This is a genomic window from Pseudomonas sp. Leaf434 (assembly GCF_001425545.1).
In the GTDB taxonomy this organism is placed as follows: Bacteria; Pseudomonadota; Gammaproteobacteria; order Pseudomonadales; family Pseudomonadaceae; genus Aquipseudomonas; species Aquipseudomonas siliginis.
Genome location: NZ_LMQZ01000007.1, coordinates 95,823 through 118,798 on the forward strand (window position 1 = coordinate 95,823; position 22,976 = coordinate 118,798).

A 22,976-nucleotide genomic window follows, 5' to 3' on the forward strand; every position below is an offset into this window, starting at 1 on the left:
TCGCTCCCACAGGGGCACGCATTTCAAATGTGGGAGCGAGCCTGCTCGCGAAGCTTCTGATGCCTGTACGAAGATGCGCTGTGTTGCTCAGGCAACTGAGCCTCACCGTGAAACAACTTCTCGCGCAAGCTGCCGCTGTCATACGCAGTCTTGTACGAGCCGCGCCGCTGCAGCTCGGGAATCACCAGTTCGATGAAATCGACATAGCTTTCCGGGGTGACGATGCGGGTCAGATTGAAGCCGTCCAGACCGGTTTCGGCGATCCACGATTCCAGTTCATCCGCCACTTGCTCGGGCGAGCCGACCACGGTGATGTAACGACCACCGAGGGCGTGCTGGTCGAGCAATTTGCGCCGGGTCCAGTCGTTGTTTTGCAGGTTTTTCGTCGCCGACTGAATCGCGTTGCTCTTCACGTACTGGATCGGTTCGTCGATTTCGTACTGGGCAAAGTCGATGCCGGTGGAGGCGGAAAAATGCGCCACGCCGGCCTCGGCGCTGGCGTAGCTCAGGTACTCGGCATGCTTGGCCCACGCCGCTTCTTCGGTGGCGCCGACGATCACATTGAGGCCCATGAATACCTTGATGTCTTGAGGATTGCGCCCGGCTTCGACCGCGCTGGCACGGACCTTGTCGACCTGCACTTTGGTCGATGGTTTGTTCTGGCCGCTGATGAACACGCATTCGGCGTGACGCCCGGCGAAGAGCAAGCCGCGATCGGAGCTGCCGGCTTGGAACAACACCGGCGTGCGCTGCGGTGACGGCTCGCAGAGGTGATAACCCTCGACCTGATAGAACTCGCCCTTGTGCTCGACCTTGTGCACTTTTTCCGGATTGGCGTAGATGCGCTGCTCGCGGTCGTTGAGCACCGCGCCGTTTTCCCAGCTGCCTTCCCAGAGCTTGTACAAGACCTGCAGATATTCTTCGGCCTGGTCGTAGCGGCGGTCATGTTCGACCTGTTCGCGCAGGCCCATGGCTTTGGCGGCGCTGTCCAGGTAACCGGTGACGATGTTCCAGCCGACCCGGCCGCGACTCAGATGATCGAGCGTCGACATGCGTCGGGCGAACAGATACGGCGGCTCGTAAGTGAGATTGGCAGTCAGGCCAAAGCCGAGGTTTCTGGTGACGGCGGCCATCGCTGAAACCAGCAGCAGCGGATCGTTGACCGGCAACTGGATCGACTCTTTCAGCGTGACGTCCACCGAGTTCTGGTAGACGTCGTAGACGCCGACGATGTCAGCGATGAACAAGCCATCGAACAATCCACGCTCAAGCAACTGCGCCAGTTCGGTCCAGTATTCGATCGTGTTGTAGCGGGTCGAAGTGTCGCGCGGATGCGTCCACAGGCCGTGATTGATATGGCCGATGCAGTTCATGTTGAACGCATTGAGCAGAATTTTCTTTTTCGCAGCGCTCATCAGATCGTCCCTCGCAGCGGAGGGTTTTCGTCGTTGAGGTAATAATTGCCAACTGCGTGATATTTCCAGCGCACTGGGTCATGCAGGGTATGCACTCGGGCGTTGCGCCAGTGGCGGTCGAGGCCGTGTTCACTCAGCGTCGCCTGGCTGCCGGCCAGTTCGAACAGGGTGCTGCCGGCGGCGAGGGAAATTTCCGTGCTGATCGCCCGCGCTTCGGCAACCGCGATCGATGCGGCGGCTACGGTTTCGGCGTTGGTTTCGGCTTGCGCGGCATCGAGGATTTCGCCGGCACGTTCGAGCAAGGCTTCGGTGGCGTGCAACCGAATGCTCAAGTGGCCGAAGCTCTTCAATGTGAGTGGATCTTCGGTGGCCTTGTCGTTGCCGGAATCGATCCACGGACGGGTCTTGCTGCGCACGAAATGCAAGGCATCTTCGAAAGCGGCGCGGGCGATGCCGGTGTCGATGGCGGCGTGGAGAATCTGCGCCAGCGGGCCGACCGTGGTCGGGCGCTCGAAAGCGCTCTGGAACGGCAGCACATCTTCGGCCGCTACATAGACATCTTCGAACACCACCGAGCCGCTGCCAGTGGTGCGCTGGCCGAAGCCGCTCCAGTCGTCGATCACCGTCAGGCCCTTGCTCTCGCGCGGGACGAAGGCCAGTTGCTGTACGCCGTTTTCATCGACCACCGACGTCGGAATGCGCTGCGCGTAAATCGCCCCGGTCGAGTAGAACTTGCGACCGTTGATGCGATAACCAGCGCCGTCGCGTTCGAGGCTGGTGACGCGGTCGTGAGCGGTTTTGGTGCCCAGTTCTGCCAGCGCATTGCCGAAGCGTTGACCGGCGAGGACCTCGGCGTACAGACGCTTTTTCTGTTCATCGCTGCCATTCACGCGCAGCACTTCCAGTGCGTAGAAATGGTTCTGCGGAATTTGCCCGAGTGAACCGTCGGCCTGCGCAATCAGGGCGATGACTTTGGCCAGGGTGACGTTGGATACGCCCGCGCCGCCATAGTCTTTTGGCACGCTGATGCCCCACAGGCCGGAGCGGGAAAACACTTCGAGCTCGGCCAATGGCAGGCGGCGTTCGCGGTCGCGGATCGCGCTGTCGCGTTTGAAATCTTCGGCCAGGTCGCTGGCGACGATCAGGGCTTGCTCATCGCTGGTGATGAGCGCGACGTGATGGGAAAGCGTCATAGGGGGGTTCTCCAGATGACTGGTCGTCTCAGATCCAGGAATGGCGAGCCGGCAAAGTGCCGTTCAGGCGATAGGCGCCGACTGCGTGATATTTCCAGCGCACCGGGTCGTGCAGGGTGTGCACGCGGGCGTTGCGCCAGTGGCGGTCGAGGTTGAATTCGGCGAGGGTCGCGCGGCTGCCGGCCAGTTCGAAGAGCTTTTCGCTGGCCAGCAGCGAGATCTCGGTGGTCAGTACTTTTGCTTCAGCCACGGCGATCGAAGCGCGAGCAGCGGACTCAGCAGTGAGTGGCGCCGCGTGAACCTGATCAAGCACTTGTCCGGCCTTGCGCAGCAGCGCTTCGGCGGCGTGCAGTTCGATTTTCAGTTTGCCGATATCGGCGATCACGTAGAGGTCATCGCTGGCGCGCTCGACCTTGGCGTCGATCCATGGCCGCGCGCGGCTTTTGACGAAGTCGATGGCGTCGTCGATAGCACCGCGTGCGATGCCGGCGTCGATGGCCGCTTGAATCAGCTGCGACACTGCCCCTTGGGTGTTCGGCTTGTCGTTGATCTTCCAGTTGTCGATGACCAGGCTCGACTCGACGCGCACGTTGTTCAGCAGGATCGTGCCGCTGGCGGTGGTGCGCTGGCCGAAACCCGACCAGTCATCGACGATGCGCAAACCTGGCGTGCCGCGACGGACGAAGGCCAGCACTTGCTTGCCGTCATCGTTGAGCGCTTTCACCGCGACCCAGTGGGCGAACAGGGCGCCGGTGGAGTAGAACTTCTGGCCGTTGATCACGTAGTCGTCGCCATCTGCACTGATTCGCGCCTTCAGTTCCAAGGTGTTTTTCGTGCCGCGTTCCGGGCCGGCATTGCCGATGCGCCAGCCTTCCACAACACTCTGGAACAGCTGCTTTTTCTGCGCTTGGGTGGCGGTGCCGAGCACCAGATGGATGATGCCGAACTGGTTTTGCGGGATCTGCCCGAGCGCTGGGTCGGCGGCGGAAATGATCGCGAATACTTCAGCCAATGTGACGAAGGAAACCTGCGGGCCACCGTATTCGCGCGGGATGGCAATGCTGCCCAGACCGCTGCGGGTGAACTGTTCAATTTCCGACCATGGCAGCTTGCGCTGACGGTCGCGTTTGGCCGCCTGCACGCGGGCGGCCTGCGCCAGCTCTTGGGCGGCCTTGATGGCTTGAGCGTCGTTGCGCAGTACTTGCGCGGGCAACAACAGTGGGGCGATGTCCAGATCGGACTGCAGATTCGCATCTGCCAGACTGGACATCAGTGCCGCTCCCTGGCTGCACGCAATGCCCTGGCGATCTGCACTGGGGTGATTGTGTTCCGGACCATACCTACCTCACATCTCATGAAAAACGCCGCGAAGTGCGGCGATTGAAAGAATGTCCGGTGGTCCGGTGCATATACCCTAAGCGTGTATAAAAATTAAATGAACTAACTTTTAGGAATATGCATAGAAGGGTGGATGTTCGGCTTGGTTAACGAGGTTCAGGTGAGAGATAACTGACCTCCCACCTTGAGCAGGTCTCACTTGGTACGTGATTCAGCGGCCTTGAATTCGGGCTTCAACGGGACTTTCACGTACGGATTCACGCAACCGATTTTGAGTGTGCGCGGCGGTGCCCAGCGCGAGTTGTTACCGACCCGGTCGAGGATGCAGTAGGTCACGTCCAGCCGCAGGTCTTCGCCCGCTTCGACAATGACCGCCGGTGGCACCCAGACCTGAATCGGCAGCCCGACGTCGGCCGCAGTGAGCGCCGCCAGATCCATGCGCACATCACCCCAGCGCAATGTGATGGCGTCGTCTTCGGCCATGTTCAGATAAGGCTCGATAGTCAGCGGCACGCCGCGTTTGATCTGGCTGGGGTTGACGCCCTGGCGGCGAATCGCTTCGGGGATGATCACCGGTGCCAGTTGCTGGTTTTCATCTTCGCAGTGCGCAGCGGGCTGGCCACCCGGGCAATCGAGTTTGACCTGTATCCGCGTCGTTGCCGAAAGCGCGGGGCCCTGGCCGACCTGCATCACGCGGTAGTGAATGCGCGCGGTGCCATTGGTGATGAAACTCTCCGGCACCCGCAGGCTCACTGACTCGCCCACATCGGCCGCGCTGAGGACTTTTGACGCGACATAGCATTTGTCCCAGAACAGTTCGATCAGATCGCCAACGTCCATGTCGCAGTAGGGCGGCACGTCGATGAGCAGGTGGGCTGCTGTTGCCAGGTTAATGCCGGTTTTTTGTGCGCATGCCAGCGTTGGCGCTGCAAGTTCGGGTGTGTGCGAAGTGCGGGTCATCGGTTTCTCTCCTTGAAGTCTTGCAGCGAAATCCGTTTCTGGAAAACAAAAAAGGCGCGAATCAACTGGCAATAAAAGCGACAAGTATTTGCTCGGTATTAGTGCGGGTTGTTTGAACTAAGGGGCGCCGGTTGCCGACTAGATAAAAGTCTGCGGAGTGGGGTGTCAATAGAGGGGATTAGTTAATGCGTAAATTACAAGTTAATCAGAAAGCTCCTACGTCATCGAGGCACTAAGCCTAGGCGTAAGCGCGAAATCAGCTACAGATAAACAGCGGTTTCGCGGTGTTTTGTGCGGGTTCGTTCACCGGCAAACGTATGGAAATATGACGAATCGAGAACGTGCGGCATCGTTGCGCAATGTATATCTGCGCGCAAAAGTAATAAATCTTTAGAAGAATGAAATGCCGGGGGAGGGATAACTTCCGTCCGTGGAAGTTGAGGGCTGTGGTAGAGAAAGTTCTCAGGCGTGATTCAGAAACTTGCTGAGAAATTGTTGGGTGCGCTCTTCTTTCGGATTGGCAAACAGTGCCTTGGCTTCACCTTGTTCAACAATTACGCCCTTGTCGAAAAACACCACGCGATTGGCCACGTCACGGGCAAAACCCATTTCATGGGTGACAATCACCATGGTGCGATTTTCTTCGGCAAGACCGCGAATGGTCGCCAGCACTTCGCCGACCAGTTCCGGGTCGAGGGCGGAGGTCGGTTCGTCGAACAGAATGACTTCCGGCTCCATCGCCAGCGCCCGGGCAATTGCCACGCGCTGTTGCTGGCCACCGGAAAGCCGGCGCGGATACGCGTCCTCCTTGCCGGCAAGCCCCACTTTGGTCAGCAGCTTTTTACCCAGAGCAACTGCCTGGTCGCGCGGCATCTTCTTGACCACGATCGGGCCTTCGATGACGTTTTCCAAAGCGGTGCGATGGGGGAACAGGTTGAAGTTCTGGAACACGAAGCCGACGTGCTGGCGCAGGTTGCGCACCAGACTTTGCTGCTGGTTCAGCGGGCGGCTGGTATCGATTTCGATATCGCCGACCTTGATCCGGCCGCTGGTGGGTTCTTCGAGGAAATTCAGGCAGCGCAGGAACGTCGTTTTCCCCGAACCACTGGGGCCGATGATCGCGACGACTTCGCCTTCCTTTACCTCAAGGTCGATGCCGTTGAGCACGACCTGTCCCTTGAATTGCTTGGTCAGTTTTTCCACGACAATCATCGCGTCAGGACTCCTGGTCGTGCCGATTGACCCGCTCTTCCAACTTGTTCTGCAAGTGCGAAAGCACCGTGGCCAGAATCCAGTAGATCAGCGCGGCGGCAAGATACATGGTGAAGACTTCAAAAGTCCGGGCGGTAATCAGCTGCGCCTGACGGAACAGCTCCGGCACCTGAATGGTCGCGGCCAGCGCCGTGTCCTTGACCAGCGAAATGAAGCTGTTGCCCAGCGGCGGCAATGCCGTGCGCATCGCTTGCGGCAGGATGGCCCGGCGCAGGGTCTGCGCGCGGGTCATGCCGATACTCGCAGCGGCTTCCCACTGACCGCGTTCGATCGAACCGATCGCGGCACGCAGGATTTCACAGGCGTAGGCGGCCATGTTCAGCGAGAAACCGATCAGCGCTGCTGGCAGCGGATCAAGCTCCATGCCCAGTTGCGGCAAGCCGTAATAGATCACGAACAACTGCACCAGCAACGGCGTGCCGCGAAAGAACGACACGTAGATGCGGGCCAGCCAGCTGACCGATTTGAAGCGCGACAGGCGCATCAGCGCGAGGCCGAAGCCCAGCAGCAGACCGAAGAACATCCCGCCGAGGCTGAGGACTACCGTGTAGTACGCGCCCTTCAACAGAAAGGGCGCGGAATCCAGCGCGAGTTGGAAAGCCTCTTCCATTATTTAGTGACGTCTGCGTTGAAGTATTTCTTCGACAGTTTCTCAAGAGTGCCGTCAGCACGCAGTTCGTCGAGCGCCTTGTTCACCGCAGCCAGCAGTTCAGGCTCGCCTTTGCGCAGGGCGATACCGGATTCCTGACGCGAGAAGGCCTCACCGGCAGCTACGGTTTTCGGGGCTTTCTTGGCGTATTCGAGGGCAGCCAGACGGTCGATCAGGATGGCATCGGTACGACCGTTGTTGAGGTCGGCGAATTTGGTCGGATCATCATCGTAGGTGCGCACGTCAGCACCCGGCACGTTGGCGCGGACCCACTGCTCGTAGTTGGTACCCAGGCCGACACCGACTTTCTTGCCGGACAGGTCAGCGGCAGTCTTGATGTTCAGCGCCGACTCTTTGCTTTTCAGCACGAGGGCCTGGATGCCGGAGACGGTGTACGGTTCGGAGAAGTCATACTTCTTCTTGCGCTCGTCGGAAATGGTCACTTGGTTGACCACCAGATCCAGACGCTTGGATTCGAGTGCGGCGAGGATGCCGTCCCATTTGGTCGGCTGGATCTTGGCTTTGACGCCGAGCTTTTGCGCCAGCGCTTCGGACAGCTCCACTTCAAAACCCGACAGCTTGCCGTTCTCGTCGACGTAGCTGAACGGTGGGTAAGTGCCTTCCAGGCCGACGTTCAGAACGCCCTTGTCCTTGATCTGTTGCAACTGCTCACCGGCCACTGCCTGACCGATCAGGCCGGCGCTCAGTGCCAGACCCAGCGAACCGACCAGCAGAGTGCGACGTAGTGCGGAAAAATTCATGACAAGCCCCTGTGTTTTCTTATGGAAGACGCTTAAGGAATGTAGGCAAATTGGTGATTTGGACGACAGCGCTATCCTGCCTTAAAGCAGCTTAAGCGTCTCGCCTGAAATTCGCCTGCGGCGAGACTATAAGATGTGATCGTTAGACTTGAAAATACTTAATATCAATTTTGATATTCACTTTCTGCATAAGATCATTCCCACGCTCTGCGTGGGGAACAATCACCATCTCTTGATCTGCTCTTACAGAAAATCCTTGTAGGCAAACAACGCTGGCGCGCCCCCGGTGTGCAGGAAGATGATCGGGCCGTCATCGAATCGCTGCCGGCCAATCCCGTCTAACAGGCCGGCCATGGCCTTGCCGGTGTACACCGGGTCAAGCAACAGACCTTCCTGAGCCGCCAACAGTTTCACCGCCGCCAAAGTACCGGCATTCGGCTCGCCGTAACGCGGGCCGAAATATTCGTCCCACAGCTTGACCTTGAAACTGGCCGGCAACTCGATGCCCAGCAGCTCAGCGGTGCATTCGGCCAAACCCTGAACCTTCGGGCGCTGATCTTCTTCACTGCGCGAAACGGTCACGCCGATCACCGGCAGTTGCGGCAGCACCTCACTCAGCGCCAGTCCGAGACCACTGTGAGTACCGGCACTGCCTGAAGCCAGCACCACAGCGGCGAAATCGAGGCCGCTGTCCTTGATCTGCTCGGCCAGTTCCAGCCCGGCGCGCACATAACCCAGAGCACCGAGCGCGTTGGAGCCGCCAATCGGCACCAGATACGGCTTCTTGCCGTTGCTGCGCAGGCGCACGGCGAGGGCGGCCAGTTGTTCGTCGGCATTGTCGAGGTTGTCGACCAGCTCGACTTTGGTGTCGAACAGATTCAGCAGCAAGCGGTTGCCGTTGCCGGTGTAATTTCCATCATCAGTGCCCAGCGGATTTTCCAGCAGCGCCACACAACCGAGGCCGAGTTTCGCGGCCAGCGCGGCGGTCTGGCGCACGTGGTTCGATTGCAACGCACCGGCCGTGATCAGCGTGTCAGCACCTTGCGCGAGCGCGTCGGCGGCCAGGTATTCGAGTTTGCGCAGCTTGTTGCCGCCCATCGCCAGCGGCGTCAGGTCATCGCGCTTGATGTACACCTCGCGACCAAGCCAGGTGGACAGGCGTTCGAGTTTTTCCAGCGGCGTGGGGTGGCTCAGCAGTTCGAGACGGGGGAAGCGTTGCAGCTGTTGTTTGATCATGGGTCCGTACTGGCGCAGAAGAATGAAAGGACTATAGGCACGCGATTTTGCCCGGGCAACCGCCAATCGCTTATAGCCAAATGGACTGAGGCCAGCACTATCGGTTCTTAATTCGTCGGCAAAGGCATGCCGTAAAGTAGGCGCCGTTGACGCGGCCAGACAGTCCGGCCGCCCGTGAGGAGTCTTTACCGTGAGCGAGCGTTCCAGCCATTGGCAATTGCAGACCATCGTCAGCCAGCTGCGCAGCGCGCGGGATCAGTGGCGCGCACAGAATGGTCGGGCTTCAGGAGAGCAGGGCGGCCGCGAATTGCCGTCGCGAGCGGCGATGGCGGAAATCCTCGAGGCGCTGTGTGGCGCGCTGTTCCCGATGCGTCTGGGGCCGGTCGATCTGCGTGAAGAAAGTGAAGACTTCTACGTCGGCCACACGCTTGATGTAGCGCTCAATGCATTGCTGGCGCAGACGCGCCTGGAGCTGCGTTACGTTGCCCGCCACAGCGCGCAGGACGACAGTGAAGTCGAGACCCGCGCCATTCAGATCGTGCAGGATTTTGCCCTCGCATTGCCGGGTTTGCGCACGCTGCTCGACACCGACGTGCTGGCGGCCTACCACGGCGACCCGGCGGCGCGCAGCGTTGATGAAGTGCTGCTGTGCTATCCGGGCATTCTTGCGGTGATTCACCATCGCCTCGCGCACCATTTATACCGCGCCGGACTGCCGCTGCTGGCGCGGATCAGCGCGGAGATCGCCCATTCGGCGACGGGCATCGATATCCACCCGGGCGCGCAGATCGGCCGCAGTTTCTTTATCGATCACGGCACAGGCGTAGTGATTGGCGAAACCGCGATCATTGGTGAGCGGGTGCGGATTTATCAGGCGGTGACCCTGGGGGCCAAGCGCTTCCCGGCGGATGAGGACGGCCAGTTGCAGAAGGGCCATCCGCGTCATCCGATCGTTGAGGATGACGTAGTGATCTATGCCGGGGCGACGATTCTCGGACGGATCACCATCGGCAAGGGCTCGACCATTGGCGGCAACGTCTGGCTGACGCGCAGTGTGCCGGCGGGGGCGAATCTGACGCAGGCAAATCTGCAGCATGATGACGGGACGCAGAAGTAGGCCGTGGAATCCTTTTCCCCTCACCCCAGCCCTCTCCCGGAGGGAGAGGGGGCCGACCGAGGTGTTTTGCGTCATACATCGACCTGAAATACCGGGTCGATTATGGATTCGGCACGGTTTCCTCAGGTTGGCGCACATTCTGAACATCCCCCAATCAGTCCCCTCTCCCTCTGGGAGAGGGTTAGGGTGAGGGGCTTTTGATTCTTGCTTGGCGCAGTGAACGAATCTCACAAAACCCGCGTCATAAACCTCCTCGGGCGCTGTAGGAAACCTACCGCCCAGCCCTGCGATTAGTCCTTACCACCCCATTCATGTTTAACTTGAACGTTCATTCAAGTTAAACCGGTGGTTCGCTGCCCGCTCACAACAGGAGGCTTGCCTTTGCTGAGTCCGATCATTTCAGCCACGTTTCAACCCTTCGAGGTGCACTTTTCATGAGTGCATCGTCTACCCCCGCCAGCGGTCTGGTGCGCATGAATCCGCCGGTGTTCTACTTCGCCGCGACGGTCATTCTGCTGTTTGGTCTTGTCGTCATCGCCATCCCCGAGCAGGCCGGCGCCTGGTTGCTGGAAGCGCAAAACTGGGCGGCCAACACGGTCGGCTGGTACTACATGCTCGCGATGACCCTGTATCTGGTCTTCGTGGTGGTCACCGCCTTATCCGGCTACGGCAAGATAAAACTCGGTGCCGACCACGACGAACCCGAATTCAGTTACCTGTCCTGGGCCGGCATGCTGTTCGCCGCCGGGATCAGCATCACGCTGTTTTTCTTCTGCGTTTCCGAACCGCTGACGCACATGCTGCAGCCGCCGCAAGGCGAGGCCGGCACGGCGGACGCGGCGCGCCAGGCGATGCAGATCCTGTTCCTGCATTGGGGCCTGCATGGCTGGGGCGTGTTTGCCTTCGTCGGCATGGCACTGGCCTATTTCGCCTATCGGCACAACCTGCCGCTGGCCCTGCGTTCGGCGCTGTATCCGCTGATCGGCAAACGCATCAACGGCCCGATCGGCTATGCGGTGGACGGCTTCGGCATCATCGCCACGGTGTTCGGCCTTGGTGCCGACATGGGCTTCGGCGTGTTGCATCTGAATTCCGGTCTGGATTATCTGTTCGGCATCGCCCACACCCAGTGGATTCAGGTCGGCCTGATCACGCTGATGATGGGTGCGGCGATCATTGTGGCCGTCTCCGGCGTCGACAAAGGCGTACGGGTGATGTCGGACATCAACATGCTGCTGGCCTGCGGGCTGCTGCTGTTCGTGTTGTTCGCCGGGCCGACACAGCACCTGCTCAACACCCTGATCCAGAACGTCGGCGATTACCTCGGCGCGCTGCCGATGAAGAGTTTCGACCTCTACGCCTACGACAAACCGAGCGACTGGCTGGGCGGCTGGACCGTGTTCTACTGGGCCTGGTGGATCGCATGGTCGCCGTTCGTGGGCCTGTTCATCGCGCGGATTTCCCGTGGCCGCACCATCCGTGAATTCGTCTTCGGCGTGCTGTTGATTCCGCTCGGTTTCACCTTGGCGTGGATGTCGATCTTCGGCAACAGCGCCCTGGATCAAGTGCTCAATCACGGCATGAGTGCGCTGGGCATGTCGGCCATCGACAATCCGTCGATGAGCATTTATCTGCTGCTGGAAACCTATCCGTGGAGCAAGACTGTCATCGCCGTGACGGTGTTCATCAGCTTCGTGTTCTTCGTGACGTCTGCGGATTCCGGCACCGTGGTGCTCTCGACCCTGTCGGCCAAGGGTGGCAATCCGGATGAAGACGGGCCGAAATGGCTGCGGGTGTTCTGGGGTGCGATGACCGCGCTGATCACCAGCGCACTGCTGTTTTCCGGCAGCATCGATGCGTTGAAGTCGGCGGTGGTGCTGACCTCATTGCCGTTCTCGTTGATTCTGCTGCTGATGATGTGGGGCCTGCACAAGGCGTTCTATCTGGAGTCGCAGAAGCAGATCGCGCAGTTGCATTCGCTGGCGCCGGTCTCCGGTTCGCGGCGTGGCACCGGTGGCTGGCGTCAGCGCCTGAGTCAGGCCGTGCACTTCCCGTCCCGCGACGAGGTGTACCGCTTCATGGAAAGCACCGTCCGCCCGGCGATCGAAGAAGTGACCGCCGTGTTCGTCGAAAAAGGCCTGCACGTGGTTACCCAGCCGGATCCGGCGCATGACAACGTCAGCCTGGAAATCGGTCATGGCGAGCAGCATCCGTTCATCTATCAGGTGCAGATGCGCGGCTACTTCACGCCATCGTTCGCGCGCGGCGGCATGGGTTCCAAGCAACTCAACAATCGCCGCTACTACCGCGCCGAAGTGCACTTGAGCGAGGGCAGTCAGGACTACGATCTGGTCGGCTACACCAAAGAGCAGATCATCAACGACATCCTCGACCAGTACGAACGGCACATGCAGTTCCTGCATCTGGTGCGTTGATCCAGCGGCTGAGCGCCGAGAGGTTTTTACGCCTCGGCGCTCAGCAGCATGAACAACACCATCGCCGCCACTGGCACGCCAAACACCGCACTGCCCATCGCAATCTTGGGCCCTGCCGGCGATCCGTCCCTCTGTGATGATCACGAAACAGACTATTATTTATCCAAGTGTGTATGGTGTGTATCGCTGCGCGCTTTATGCCCTAGAGTTGTAATTCTTGACGTCGGAAAGGGCGAAGGAAACCTTTATGAAATTCCCGGTCGTTCTGCATAAGGATGCCGACTCGGACTACGGCGTGATCATTCCGGACGTACCGGGGTGTTATTCCGCAGGCGCCACGGTAGCCGAAGCTTTCGAAAACACGCAGGAAGCGCTGGCGCTGCACTACGAGGGGCTGGTCGCCGATGGCGCCCCACTGCCGCAAGTGCGCGACATTGATGCTCATCTTGATAACCCGGATTACGCGGGCGGTATCTGGGGCGTGGTCGACTTTGACATCACGCCTTACTTCGGCAAATCAGTGCGCTTCAATGCCACATTGCCCGAGCAGTTGCTGGAACGTATTGACCAGACCGTCCGGCGAGACCGGCGCTACCGTTCCCGCTCCGGATTTCTGGCGGCGGCTGCGCTGCGCGAATTGTCGGTATGACAGAAATTCTGTGGGAGCGATCCTGCTCACTCCCGCAGTCAGGAGCTTTCGCGCTCGATCACTTGGCATCGCAGCAGGTTCAGCCGTTGCACTGCTTCGTTGGGCAGTACGCCAAGGCTTTCCAGCACTCGCGTTGCCGCCAGCACGCCAATCTCCAGCGCTGGCGGTTTGATCGTGCTCAGACTGGGCAATAACATCTCGGCAAACGGGTAATCACCGAAGCCGAGCACGGCGCAGTCTGCGGGGATTTTGATACCCGCGCGTTGTCCGGCGAGGAGGCCGCCGGCGGCGAGATTGTCGTTGGCGAAGATGATCGCGTCGGGGCGTGGTGAGGCGTTCATCAGGGCGTCCATCGCTTGCTTGCCGGCCTCGAACGGTGCGCGGTCGGCGTCCGGGGCGAAGATCCATGGCTCACGTCCTGCTTCACGCACAGTGGCGGCATAACCATCGCGGCGCTCCAGTGCACTGAAGTCGCCCGGCGCACTGTTCTGTACGAAAGCAATGCGTTGATAGCCTTTGTCCAGCAGATGCCTTGCCGCTGTCACGCCCACTTCGAAATGCGAAAAGCCAATCTGCATCGGCCCGCGTTCCGGCTGGTAATCCCAGGTTTCGATCACTGGAATATCCGCCTCGGCGAGCATTTTCTCGGTGCCTGCGCTGTGAAAGTGGCTGGTCAGCACCAGCGCTGCCGGCGACCAGCCGAGAAACGCGCGCACGGCATTTTCTTCCTGCTTGATATCGAAATAACTCGACGCCAGCAACAGTTGATAACCGTGACAGCTAAGGGTGTCGCTGAAGCCCTGGATCGTGTTGGCAAAAATCGACCCGGAGATGTTCGGAATGACCATGCCGACGATTTTCCCCCGCGCCGAGGCCAGACCACCCGCCACCAGATTCGGCACATAACCGAGCTCGGCAACCACCGCTGCAATACGCTCGCGCCGCTCGGGCGAAACCTGTTCGGGCTGATTGAAATACCGCGACACGGTAATCGCCGACACCCCGGCCGCACGCGCCACGGCATTCAACGTTACACGGCCGGCGCCACGACGTTTACGCGGTTTTTCAACGTTCAAGACTCGATCCTTTCTAAAAACCAAATCGCATATAAAAGTAATTTTTCAGTATTGGACGCTCTATTCGCCGATGGCCAATATTGCCGATGTTAGCGCTAACAAGGCGCGTTGTCTGCTACTCGCTCGAGCGAATGCCCAAGACAGATTCAGGCGCTGTCGTCGCAGAACGGCAGCGGTTCAGGGCCATTTTCGAGCGAACACCTATGCGTAATTTTCCTGGGGCATTACACACACTGACGCAGTCGATACACGCGGCGGGCTGGATTTTCACCGGGCTGGCGGCGCTGCCGCTGCCCATGGCGTTTGCCGCTGACAGCAGCGATCAGGAACCGACGCTGAAATCCGTCACGGTGACCGCGACTCGCCGCGAAGAGTCCCTGCAGAAAGTGCCGGTGGCGGTTTCCGTGCTCGACGGCGAACAGCTCGAACGCGATAACCGCAATAGCTTGGCGAGCATCGTTCAGCAAGTGCCGTCGCTGAATTTCCGTACCGGCGCCTCGAACAAGGACACCTCGTTATTCGTGCGCGGCGTCGGCACGATTTCCACCTCGCCCGGCGTCGAGCCGACCGTGGCGACAGTGATCGACGGCGTGGTGTACGCGCGGCCCGGTCAGGCCACGCTGGATCTGCTCGATCTGGAGCGCGTGGAAGTGCTGCGCGGCCCGCAAGGCACGCTGTTCGGCAAGAATGCCTCGGCCGGTGTACTCAACATCTCCAGCAAGGCACCGACCGCCGAAACACACGGCTATATCGATCAGGCGTTCTACAGCGGCAACGAAAGCCGCAGCCGTTTCGGCCTTGGCGGCAGTCTGATTCCGGACACGCTGAAGGGCTCGATCAGCACCTTGTTCGGCACGTACGACGGTAACATCGACAATCAACACAACGGCCACGAGGTCAACGGTTACAACCACCGCGGTGTGCGCGGCAAACTCGAATTCACCCCGAACGACGACATTACTTTCACCCTGATCGCGGACTACATGCAGTCCCACGACGACGCGCCCAATGGTGTCGTCAGCCAAGCGCTGACGCCGGCCTTCGCCAACGCGCTGAGTCCGGTGAGCGCGAGCAGCCACAACCGCGACATCAACACCGACACCCGCTCTCACATCGAGGACATCAACAAAGGCCTGTCCGGCCAGCTCGACTGGCAACTGGGCGATTACACGCTGACATCGATCACCGCATGGCGCGGCTGGGACAATACCCAGTATCAGGATGGTGATCGCCTCGGCACCGTGACGGCGGCGTTCCCCGGCACGGCAGATAAAGGCGATCTGGCCTTCGACCAGTATTCGCAAGAGCTGCGTCTGGCCTCACCGAAGGGCGAGTTTCTCGAGTACGTCGGCGGCCTGTTCTACATGCACGGCAAGGACGACGAGACCTATCAGCGCACCCTCACGACCACCACACGCACCGACCGTGGCGTTGCCGATTACAGCACCACCAGCGACAGCTACGCGGTGTTTGGTGAGAGCACGCTGAACTTCACTTCGAACTTTCGCGGCATCGCCGGTCTGCGCTATACCCACGATGATCTGAAATACGATCACCGTCGCGTTTCAACATCAGCGACCACCGTCAGCGGCATTCAACCGGCGACCAGTAGCTCTGGCTCGGTGGACGAGGACGGCTGGTCCGGTCGCCTCGGTCTGCAATATGACCTGAGCGATACCGTTACCAGTTACCTGACCTATTCGCGCGGTTACAAAGGCCCGGCGTACAACGTGTTTTTCAACATGCAGCCGCGCGACACCGAAGCGCTGAAACCGGAGACCTCCAACACCTGGGAAGTGGGGATCAAAGCCACCTCCTGGAACAACCGCCTGACCACCAACCTGGCGATCTTCCACAGCGAGTACGACAACTATCAGGCGAACTTTTTCGACACCGTCGCCGGGCAGGTGGTGACGCGTTTGATCAACGCCGGCAGCGTCACCAGTGAAGGCATCGAACTCGATTACGCCCTGCAAGCCACCCAGCAACTGAAGTTCTCCGGCTCACTGGCCTACACCCGCGCACGCATCGACGAATTCGCCTGCCCGGCCGGCGCGGCGGCGTCGTGCAACGTCAACGGCAAACCATTGCCGTTCAGCCCGGACTGGAAAAGCTACGTGCGCGCCGACTACACAATTCCGCTGGACAACGGTCTCGATATCGAACTGGGCACTGACTACAGCTGGCAGAGCGAAGTGCAGTACGACATCAGCCAGAACCCCGATACCAAACAGGGCGCCTACGGGCTGTGGAACGCCAGCGTCGCCTTGGCCGATTACAGCAATGGCTGGCGTGTCGCCCTGCTCGGCAAGAACCTCGCCGACAAATCCTATTCGTCATTGCTGGCCAGTGGCGGCAGCTACATCTATCGCGCCGTGCCACGGGATGACGAGCGCTATTTCGGCGTGCAACTGCGCAAGGATTTCTGAGATGAGCAGACAGATGAAACTCGGTGCGTTTTTCATGGCCACCGGGCATCACGTAGCGGCCTGGCGGCACCCGGACGTGCCGGCGGATGCTGGGCTGGATTTCGCCCATTACAAACGTCTGGCGCAGATCGCCGAAGCGGCAAAGTTCGATGCGCTGTTTGTCGCCGACAGCGTCGCCGCACCGACCGAAAACATCGCCAGCCGCATGGCGCGCTCCGATCACTTCGAGCCGCTGACCTTGCTCTCGGCACTGAGCGCGGTGACCGAGCACATCGGCCTGATCGCCACGGCCACCACCAGTTACAACGAGCCATACCACGTCGCGCGCAAGTTCGCTTCGCTCGATCATTTGTCGGGCGGACGGGCGGGATGGAATCTGGTGACTTCGGACAATGCGGCCGAGGCGCTGAATTTCGGCCGCGACGCACACATCGGCCACGCCGAACGCTACAGCCGCGCCCGTGAGTTTCATCAGGTGGTCACCGGGCTCTGGGACAGTTGGGAAGACGATGCCTTCCACCGCGACAAGGCCAGCGGCGCCTATTACCACCCGCAGAAGCTGCACGTGCTCGATCATGTCGGTGAACATTTCCGGGTCAAAGGCCCGCTGAACGTCGCGCGCTCGCCGCAGGGGCAACCGGTGATCGTCCAGGCCGGTTCTTCCGAAGCCGGGCGCGAACTGGCGGCGCAAACGGCGGAAGTGGTGTTCACCGCGCAGACTTCGCTGGCCGCCGCACAGGCATTTTACACTGATATCAAGGGACGCTTGGCCAAGTTCGGGCGCAGCACCGATTCGCTGAAAATCATGCCCGGTGTGTTCGTGGTGGTCGCTGCTACCGAAGCTGAAGCGCAGGAAAAGTTTGAAACGTTTCAGCAATTGGTCGAACCGGAGGTGGGCGTCGCGCTGCTTGGGCGTATGCTGGGCAACTTCGATTTATCGAAGTACCCGCTGGACGGGCCGCTGCCGCCATTGCCGCTGACTGACAGCGGTCAGCAGAGCCGACAGAAATTGCTGACCGAGCTGGCCGGGCGGGAGAGCCTGACCCTCGCCGAGCTTGGTCGCAGGATCGCTGGCGGGCGGGGGCATCACAGCCTGGTCGGCACGCCGGCACAGATTGCCGATTGCCTGCAGGAGTGGTTCGAACAAGGCGCGGCGGACGGCTTCAATGTGCTGGTGCCGCACCTGCCGGGCGGGCTGGAAGATTTCGCCAATGGCGTGGTGCCGGAACTGCAACGGCGTGGCTTGTTCAGAACTGAATATGAAGGCCGCACGCTGCGGCAGAACCTGGGGCTGGTTCGACCAGCAAATCGCTTTGCATGATTGATGGGGCTTTTGTGGCGAGGGGATTCATCCCCGTTCGGCTGCGAAGCAGTCGTAAAACCAGCGCATTCGGTACACCAGATTCGCCGAGGTTTCAGGTTTTGGGGCGGCTTCGCCATCCATCGGGGATAAATCCCCTCGCCACAAAGATGTCCGGTTGCAGATGACTAAAAGACAGACAAGAGAGGATTCGATGACTTACACCGCTGCCGAAAACCGCTACGACTCCATTCCTTACCGCCGCGTCGGTCGCAGCGGTCTGGTGCTGCCGGCCTTGTCGTTGGGCCTGTGGCACAACTTTGGCGACAGCACGCCGATCGAGACCCAGCGTGCCTTGCTGCGCACCGCGTTCGATCTGGGCATCAATCATTTCGATCTGGCCAACAATTACGGCCCGCCATACGGCAGCGCCGAGATCAATTTCGGTCGCCTTCTGCGCGAAGACTTCAAGCAGTATCGCGACGAGCTGATCATCTCCAGCAAGGCCGGTTGGGACATGTGGCCCGGCCCGTATGGTCAGGGCGGCGGTTCGCGCAAATACGTGCTGGCCAGCCTCGACCAGAGCCTGCAACGCCTCGGTCTGGACTATGTGGACATCTTCTATTCGCACCGCTTCGACCCGGACACCCCGCTGGAAGAAACCGCCAGCGCCCTCGCCACCGCTGTGCAGCAGGGCAAGGCGCTGTACATCGGTATCTCGTCCTATTCCGGGGTGAAAACCCGCGAGATGGCCGCGCTGCTGAAAGAATGGAAAGTGCCGCTGCTGATTCATCAACCGGCGTACAACCTGCTCAATCGCTGGGTGGAAAAGGATCTGCTCGACACCACCGATGAACTCGGCACGGGCGTCATCGCGTTCACGCCGCTGGCGCAGGGCTTGCTCACCGACAAATACCTCAACGGCGTGCCGGCCGATGCGCGAGTCAATCGCCCGGGCGGCGGCTCGCTGCAGGCTTCGCACTTGTCCGAGGCCAACATCGCTCACGTGCGAGCGTTGAACGAGATCGCCCAGCGTCGCGGCCAGAGCCTGGCGCAACTGGCACTGGCGTGGACGCTGCGTGATCCACGAGTGACCTCGGCACTGATTGGTGCGAGCCGGCCGGAGCAGATTGTCGAGAACGTTGGGGCGTTGAAGAATCTGAGCTTCAGTGCAGAAGAGCTGGCGGAGATTGACCGGTTTGCCCAGGAGGGCGGGATCAATCTTTGGGAGAAGCCTTCGACGGCGGAGTGAGCCACCCTCACCCCAGCCCTCTCCCAGAGGGAGAGGGAGCCGACCGAGGTGTCTTGCGTCTTACATCGACCTGAAATACCGAGTCGATTATGGATTCAGCAAAGTACGTTCAGGTCGGCGTACTTCTACAGCATCCCCAATCAGTCCCCTCTCCCTCCGGGAGAGGGTTAGGGTGAGGGGCTTTTGCCTTTAAAAGGGCTCAGCGAAAAAACGGCACATCCCCCAACACCGTCGCCCGCTGCATCACCCGCCGCGCCGGGCGGTAATCGTCCACCGCGTAATGCTGCGTCACGCGGTTGTCCCAGAAAGCGATGTCGTCCTTCTGCCAGCGCCAGCGAATGGTGAATTCCGGCCGTGTCGCGTGGGCGAACAGAAACTTCAGGATCGCCTCGCTCTCGGTTTCCGACAATTCGTTGATCTTTGAGGTAAATCCTTCATTGACGAATAGCGAGCGCCGCCCGCTCACTGGGTGGGTGCGAATCACCGGGTGCGACCGCGGCGGATTCTTGCGCCGCGCTTCTTCCCACTGCGCCAGCGCCTCAGGCGTGTTGCCGTAGCGCTCGAGCGGAAACGAACGAGTGAAATCGTGGGTGGCCGTCAGACCTTCGAGCAGGGACTTCATTGGCTCCGACAACGCTTCATACGCAGCAATGCCGCTGGCCCACAACGTGTCGCCACCGAACTCCGGCAGCAACTTGGCGCTGAGCACTGCGCCCATCGCGGGCGTTGGCAGGAAGGTCACGTCGGTGTGCCAGATCGCGTTATCGCGCACGTCGGTGACGGCGGTGTCAAGGATGAGTACTTCCGGTTGTTCCGGCACGTTCGGGTAGATCGGATGAATGTGCAGGTCGCCGAAATAATGCGCGAAACGTGCCTGCTGTGCCGGCTCGATCGGCTGGTTGCGGAAGAACAGCACCTGATATTTGAGCAACGCCTGTTCGATGGCGTCGCGGTGTTCCAGGCTCAGCGGCTGGCTGATGTCGACGCCGCTGATCTGCGCGCCGAGGGCCGAGCTTAACGGGGTGATGTTGAGGGTGCTCATGGTCGTTCTCTTCGAATTCGGAGTGTCATGCTTTTGTGGGAGCGAGCCTGCTCGCGAATGCAGAGTGTCAGGCGACAGTGCAGTGAATGATCTGACGCTTTCGCGAGCAGGCTCGCTCCCACAGGGGAATTTTCACAAGGCGATTTAGTGCGCCTGGCCGTGCCATGGCACCAGTCTGCGCTGCAATGCGCGCAGGCCCATTTCCATGGCGAAGGCGATCAGGGCGATGACCAGAATTCCCAGCACCACGACATCGGTGACCAGGAATTGCGCGGCCGACTGCACCATGAAACCCAAGCCGCTGGTGGCAGCAATCAGTTCGGCCGCAACCAGGGTCGACCAGCCAACCCCCAGGCCAATGCGTACGCCAGTGAGAATGTCCGGCAGGGCGCTGGGCAGAATCACATGGCGAATCAACTGCACGCGCGTCGCGCCCAACGACTGCGCCGCGCGCAGTTTTGCTGGGTCGACGGTACGCACGCCAGTCGCGGTGGCAATGGCAATCGGCGCAAAAATCGCCAAGTAGATCAGCAGCACTTTCGACAACTCGCCAATGCCGCACCAGATCACGATCAGCGGCAGATACGCCAACGGCGGAATAGGACGGTAGAACTCGATCAGTGGATCGAGCACACCGCGAGCGATGCGGTTTGCACCAATGGCAATGCCCACCGGCACGGCGGTGAGAATCGCAAAAGCGAGACCAAGGCCGATGCGGCTCAGGCTCGCGCCCAGGTGCTGCCATAACGTCGAATCCATGTACCCCGACGTCGCCAGCAACCAGCCCTTTTGCAGCACGGCAGAGGGCGGTGGCAAGAACAGCGGTTCGATCAACTCGGTAGCGGTCACCGCCCACCAGACCGCCAACAGGCCGAACAGGGTCAGCAGGCTGATCCAGCGAGTGCTGAGGCTGCGGCGCACCGGGATGCCCGCCGAAGGTGTTTTCACCGCCGCAGCGGAAACCTCGTAACTGCTCATGCGCGCTCCTGCCGGGTTACGGCGCTGCGTTGCGAGAAGACTTTGCTCAGCACGTGCTCGCGGGTTTCGATAAAACGCGGATCGGACTTGATCGCGCGGGCCGACTCGCCAGCGGCGTAACGCTGACCGAAATCCAGCTGCAGGCGCTCGACGATCTGCCCCGGATTCGGTGCCAGCAGAATCAGGTCCGTGGCGAGGAACACCGCTTCTTCAATGTCGTGGGTAATCAGGAAAACCGGCTTGGCGGTGCGCTGCCAGACTTGCAGCAACAGTTCCTGCATCTGTTCGCGAGTGAATGCATCAAGCGCACCGAACGGCTCATCCATCAGCAGCACGCGCGGATCGGCGGCGAGGGCGCGGGCGAGGCCGACGCGTTGTTTCTGGCCACCGGACAATTGCCAGATGCGTCGGTCTTCGAAGCCGGCAAGATCGACCAGCGCGAGCATTTCACGGGCGATTTTTTCCCGCTTGTCCTTGCCGACACCGGCCAGTTCGAGGCCGAAGGCGACGTTGGCCAGTACGTCCTGCCAAGGCAATAAAGCGTCGTCCTGAAACACCACGCCACGTTCGGCGCTCGGGCCTTTGACCGGCACGCCGTCAAGGGTGATGCGCCCGGCACTCGGCTCGACGAAGCCGGCAATCAGGTTCAACAGCGAAGTCTTGCCACTGCCGGACGGGCCGAGGGCGACCAGCAATTGCTGCGGCCCCAGGGTCAGAGAAATATCCGCCAGCACCGGCTCCGGGCTGCCCGGGTACTGTGCGCTGATGCGCTCCAGCTGTAGCAAGGCCATCGCTGTACCTCCCGATCAGTTGGTGATGTATTTGGCGCTGACGTAAGGCGCGTAGTCCGGCAGCACGGCTTCGACCTTGCCTTGCTCCTTGAGGAACGCGGCGGTGTCGGTGATGGCTTTGGTGGTCGGCGCGCCGAGGTCACTGACCTGATCCGCCGCCAATGGGTAGACGTTGCCCTGCAGCAGCAATGGGATGTCGCTGGCCTTGGCGCCGGAGAGTTTGACCAGTTTGTCGACGTTGCTCTGGTTGGCCAGCCAGGCCTGCGGATCCTTGCGGTAAGCGGCGTAGGCGTCGAGGGTGACCTTGGCGAATGCGGTGACGATTTCCGGGTGCTTCTCGGCGAAGTCCTTGCGCACGATCCACGCGTCGAAGGTCGGCGCGCCGAACTTGGCCAGTTCGCCGGAGGTGATCAGCACTTTGCCGTTTTCCTTGGCGACGCCCAGTGCCGGATCCCAAACGTAAGTGGCGTCGATATCGCCGCGTTTCCACGCCGCGATGATGGCTGGCGGCGCGAGGTTGAGCACGGTGACTTTCGACGGGTCGATGTTCCAGTGCTTGAGCGCCGCGAGCAGGCTGTAGTGCCCGGTGGACACGAATGGCACGGCGATTTTCTTGCCGATCAGATCCTGCGGAGTCTTGATGCCGGAACCGTCACGCGCGACCAATGCTTCAGCGGCGCCGATTTGGGTGGCGATGAGGAAGGTTTCCACCGGCACTTTGCGCGTGATCGCAGCGGTCAACGGGCTCGAACCGAGATAGCCGATCTGCACATCGCCGGACGCGATGGCGGCAATGATGTCGGCACCGTTATCGAATTTGCGCCAGCTGATATCGGCCTTGGTGGCTTTCTCGTAGGCGCCGTCGGCCTGAGCGACCTTGGCCGGGTCGACGGTAGTCTGGTAGGCGACGGTGAGATCGGCCGCCTGGGCCAGGAAGCTTGCAGCGGCCAGCGAGGCGGCGGCGAGCAGGCGAAGCGGGAAATTCAGTTTCAATTGAGAGCTCCAGATCAGGCGACCGAATGTCGGCGTGAATGGAGACTAAATGATCTAAGAATCGATAAATAAATAACTTTTTCGAATGAG

General features: G+C 60.4%; 19 protein-coding genes. 6 read left to right on the forward strand and 13 right to left on the reverse strand.

Translation table 11 applies throughout. The annotated features are described in order from the left end of the window. Positions 1–23 precede the first annotated feature (23 nt). The 8 genes from ASG55_RS12580 to ASG55_RS12615 form a co-directional block, all read right to left on the reverse strand. Positions 24–1,415, reverse strand: coding sequence for an LLM class flavin-dependent oxidoreductase (locus ASG55_RS12580; protein ID WP_056787062.1), 1,392 nt, complete (start codon positions 1,413–1,415; stop codon positions 24–26). After that, positions 1,415–2,608: an SfnB family sulfur acquisition oxidoreductase gene (locus ASG55_RS12585; RefSeq protein WP_056787064.1), complete on the reverse strand. Its 1,194-nt coding sequence runs from the start codon at positions 2,606–2,608 to the stop codon at positions 1,415–1,417. Before ASG55_RS12585 ends, ASG55_RS12580 begins: the two co-directional genes overlap by 1 nt. A gap of 28 nt (positions 2,609–2,636) precedes the next feature. Next, positions 2,637–3,878: an SfnB family sulfur acquisition oxidoreductase gene (locus tag ASG55_RS12590; RefSeq protein ID WP_056787066.1), complete on the reverse strand. Its 1,242-nt coding sequence runs from the start codon at positions 3,876–3,878 to the stop codon at positions 2,637–2,639. 263 nt (positions 3,879–4,141) lie between these two features. Further along, positions 4,142–4,906, reverse strand: coding sequence for a hypothetical protein (locus ASG55_RS12595; RefSeq protein ID WP_041477469.1), 765 nt, complete (start codon positions 4,904–4,906; stop codon positions 4,142–4,144). Between the two features lie 462 nt (positions 4,907–5,368). Continuing rightward, positions 5,369–6,118 (reverse strand): L-cystine ABC transporter ATP-binding protein TcyN, encoded by a 750-nt coding sequence (tcyN, locus tag ASG55_RS12600; protein ID WP_041477470.1) that lies wholly within the window; start codon positions 6,116–6,118, stop codon positions 5,369–5,371. Positions 6,119–6,122: 4 nt separating this feature from the next. Further along, on the reverse strand, positions 6,123–6,788 hold the full coding sequence (gene tcyL, locus ASG55_RS12605) for a cystine ABC transporter permease (protein ID WP_016772200.1): 666 nt from the start codon (positions 6,786–6,788) through the stop codon (positions 6,123–6,125). After that, positions 6,788–7,588, reverse strand: coding sequence for a cystine ABC transporter substrate-binding protein (tcyJ, locus tag ASG55_RS12610; protein WP_016772199.1), 801 nt, complete (start codon positions 7,586–7,588; stop codon positions 6,788–6,790). Before tcyJ ends, tcyL begins: the two co-directional genes overlap by 1 nt. 243 nt (positions 7,589–7,831) lie before the next feature. Further along, positions 7,832–8,824, reverse strand: a complete 993-nt coding sequence (locus tag ASG55_RS12615; protein ID WP_056787068.1) for a D-cysteine desulfhydrase — start codon at positions 8,822–8,824, stop codon at positions 7,832–7,834. Positions 8,825–9,014: 190 nt separating this feature from the next. Here ASG55_RS12615 and epsC point away from each other — a divergent pair, with 190 nt between their 5' ends. The 3 genes from epsC (at position 9,015) to ASG55_RS12630 (ending at position 13,025) form a co-directional block, all read left to right on the forward strand. After that, positions 9,015–9,941, forward strand: a complete 927-nt coding sequence (gene epsC, locus ASG55_RS12620; protein ID WP_024011175.1) for a serine O-acetyltransferase EpsC — start codon at positions 9,015–9,017, stop codon at positions 9,939–9,941. 473 nt (positions 9,942–10,414) lie between these two features. Then, a complete protein-coding gene (gene betT, locus ASG55_RS12625) occupies positions 10,415–12,376 on the forward strand; it encodes a choline transporter BetT (protein ID WP_160768576.1) in 1,962 nt (653 codons plus the stop codon). Between the two features lie 247 nt (positions 12,377–12,623). Next, a complete protein-coding gene (locus ASG55_RS12630) occupies positions 12,624–13,025 on the forward strand; it encodes a type II toxin-antitoxin system HicB family antitoxin (protein ID WP_039756416.1) in 402 nt (133 codons plus the stop codon). A gap of 38 nt (positions 13,026–13,063) precedes the next feature. Here the strand turns inward: ASG55_RS12630 and ASG55_RS12635 are convergent, their stop codons facing one another. Beyond that, positions 13,064–14,101 (reverse strand): LacI family DNA-binding transcriptional regulator, encoded by a 1,038-nt coding sequence (locus ASG55_RS12635; RefSeq protein ID WP_056787070.1) that lies wholly within the window; start codon positions 14,099–14,101, stop codon positions 13,064–13,066. Between the two features lie 203 nt (positions 14,102–14,304). Between ASG55_RS12635 and ASG55_RS12640 the strand changes: the two genes are divergently transcribed. The 3 genes from ASG55_RS12640 (at position 14,305) to mgrA (ending at position 19,082) form a co-directional block, all read left to right on the forward strand. After that, positions 14,305–16,530, forward strand: coding sequence for a TonB-dependent receptor (locus ASG55_RS12640; protein WP_056787072.1), 2,226 nt, complete (start codon positions 14,305–14,307; stop codon positions 16,528–16,530). A gap of 1 nt (position 16,531) precedes the next feature. Next, positions 16,532–17,851 (forward strand): LLM class flavin-dependent oxidoreductase, encoded by a 1,320-nt coding sequence (locus ASG55_RS12645; RefSeq protein ID WP_056787075.1) that lies wholly within the window; start codon positions 16,532–16,534, stop codon positions 17,849–17,851. Positions 17,852–18,044: 193 nt separating this feature from the next. After that, on the forward strand, positions 18,045–19,082 hold the full coding sequence (gene mgrA, locus ASG55_RS12650; RefSeq protein WP_056787077.1) for an L-glyceraldehyde 3-phosphate reductase: 1,038 nt from the start codon (positions 18,045–18,047) through the stop codon (positions 19,080–19,082). Between the two features lie 199 nt (positions 19,083–19,281). Here mgrA and tauD read toward each other — a convergent pair whose 3' ends face one another. The 4 genes from tauD to tauA form a co-directional block, all read right to left on the reverse strand. Continuing rightward, positions 19,282–20,124 carry a taurine dioxygenase gene (tauD, locus tag ASG55_RS12655; RefSeq protein ID WP_056787080.1) on the reverse strand — a complete coding sequence of 281 codons (843 nt, stop codon included), beginning with the start codon at positions 20,122–20,124 and terminating at the stop codon, positions 19,282–19,284. Positions 20,125–20,268: 144 nt separating this feature from the next. Next, on the reverse strand, positions 20,269–21,102 hold the full coding sequence (gene tauC / locus ASG55_RS12660; protein ID WP_056787083.1) for a taurine ABC transporter permease TauC: 834 nt from the start codon (positions 21,100–21,102) through the stop codon (positions 20,269–20,271). After that, on the reverse strand, positions 21,099–21,893 hold the full coding sequence (gene tauB, locus ASG55_RS12665; RefSeq protein ID WP_056787085.1) for a taurine ABC transporter ATP-binding subunit: 795 nt from the start codon (positions 21,891–21,893) through the stop codon (positions 21,099–21,101). The genes tauC and tauB overlap by 4 nt, the downstream gene beginning before the upstream one ends. Before the next feature lie 15 nt (positions 21,894–21,908). Then, a complete protein-coding gene (tauA, locus tag ASG55_RS12670) occupies positions 21,909–22,886 on the reverse strand; it encodes a taurine ABC transporter substrate-binding protein (protein WP_024011179.1) in 978 nt (325 codons plus the stop codon). Between the last annotated feature and the right edge of the window lie 90 nt (positions 22,887–22,976).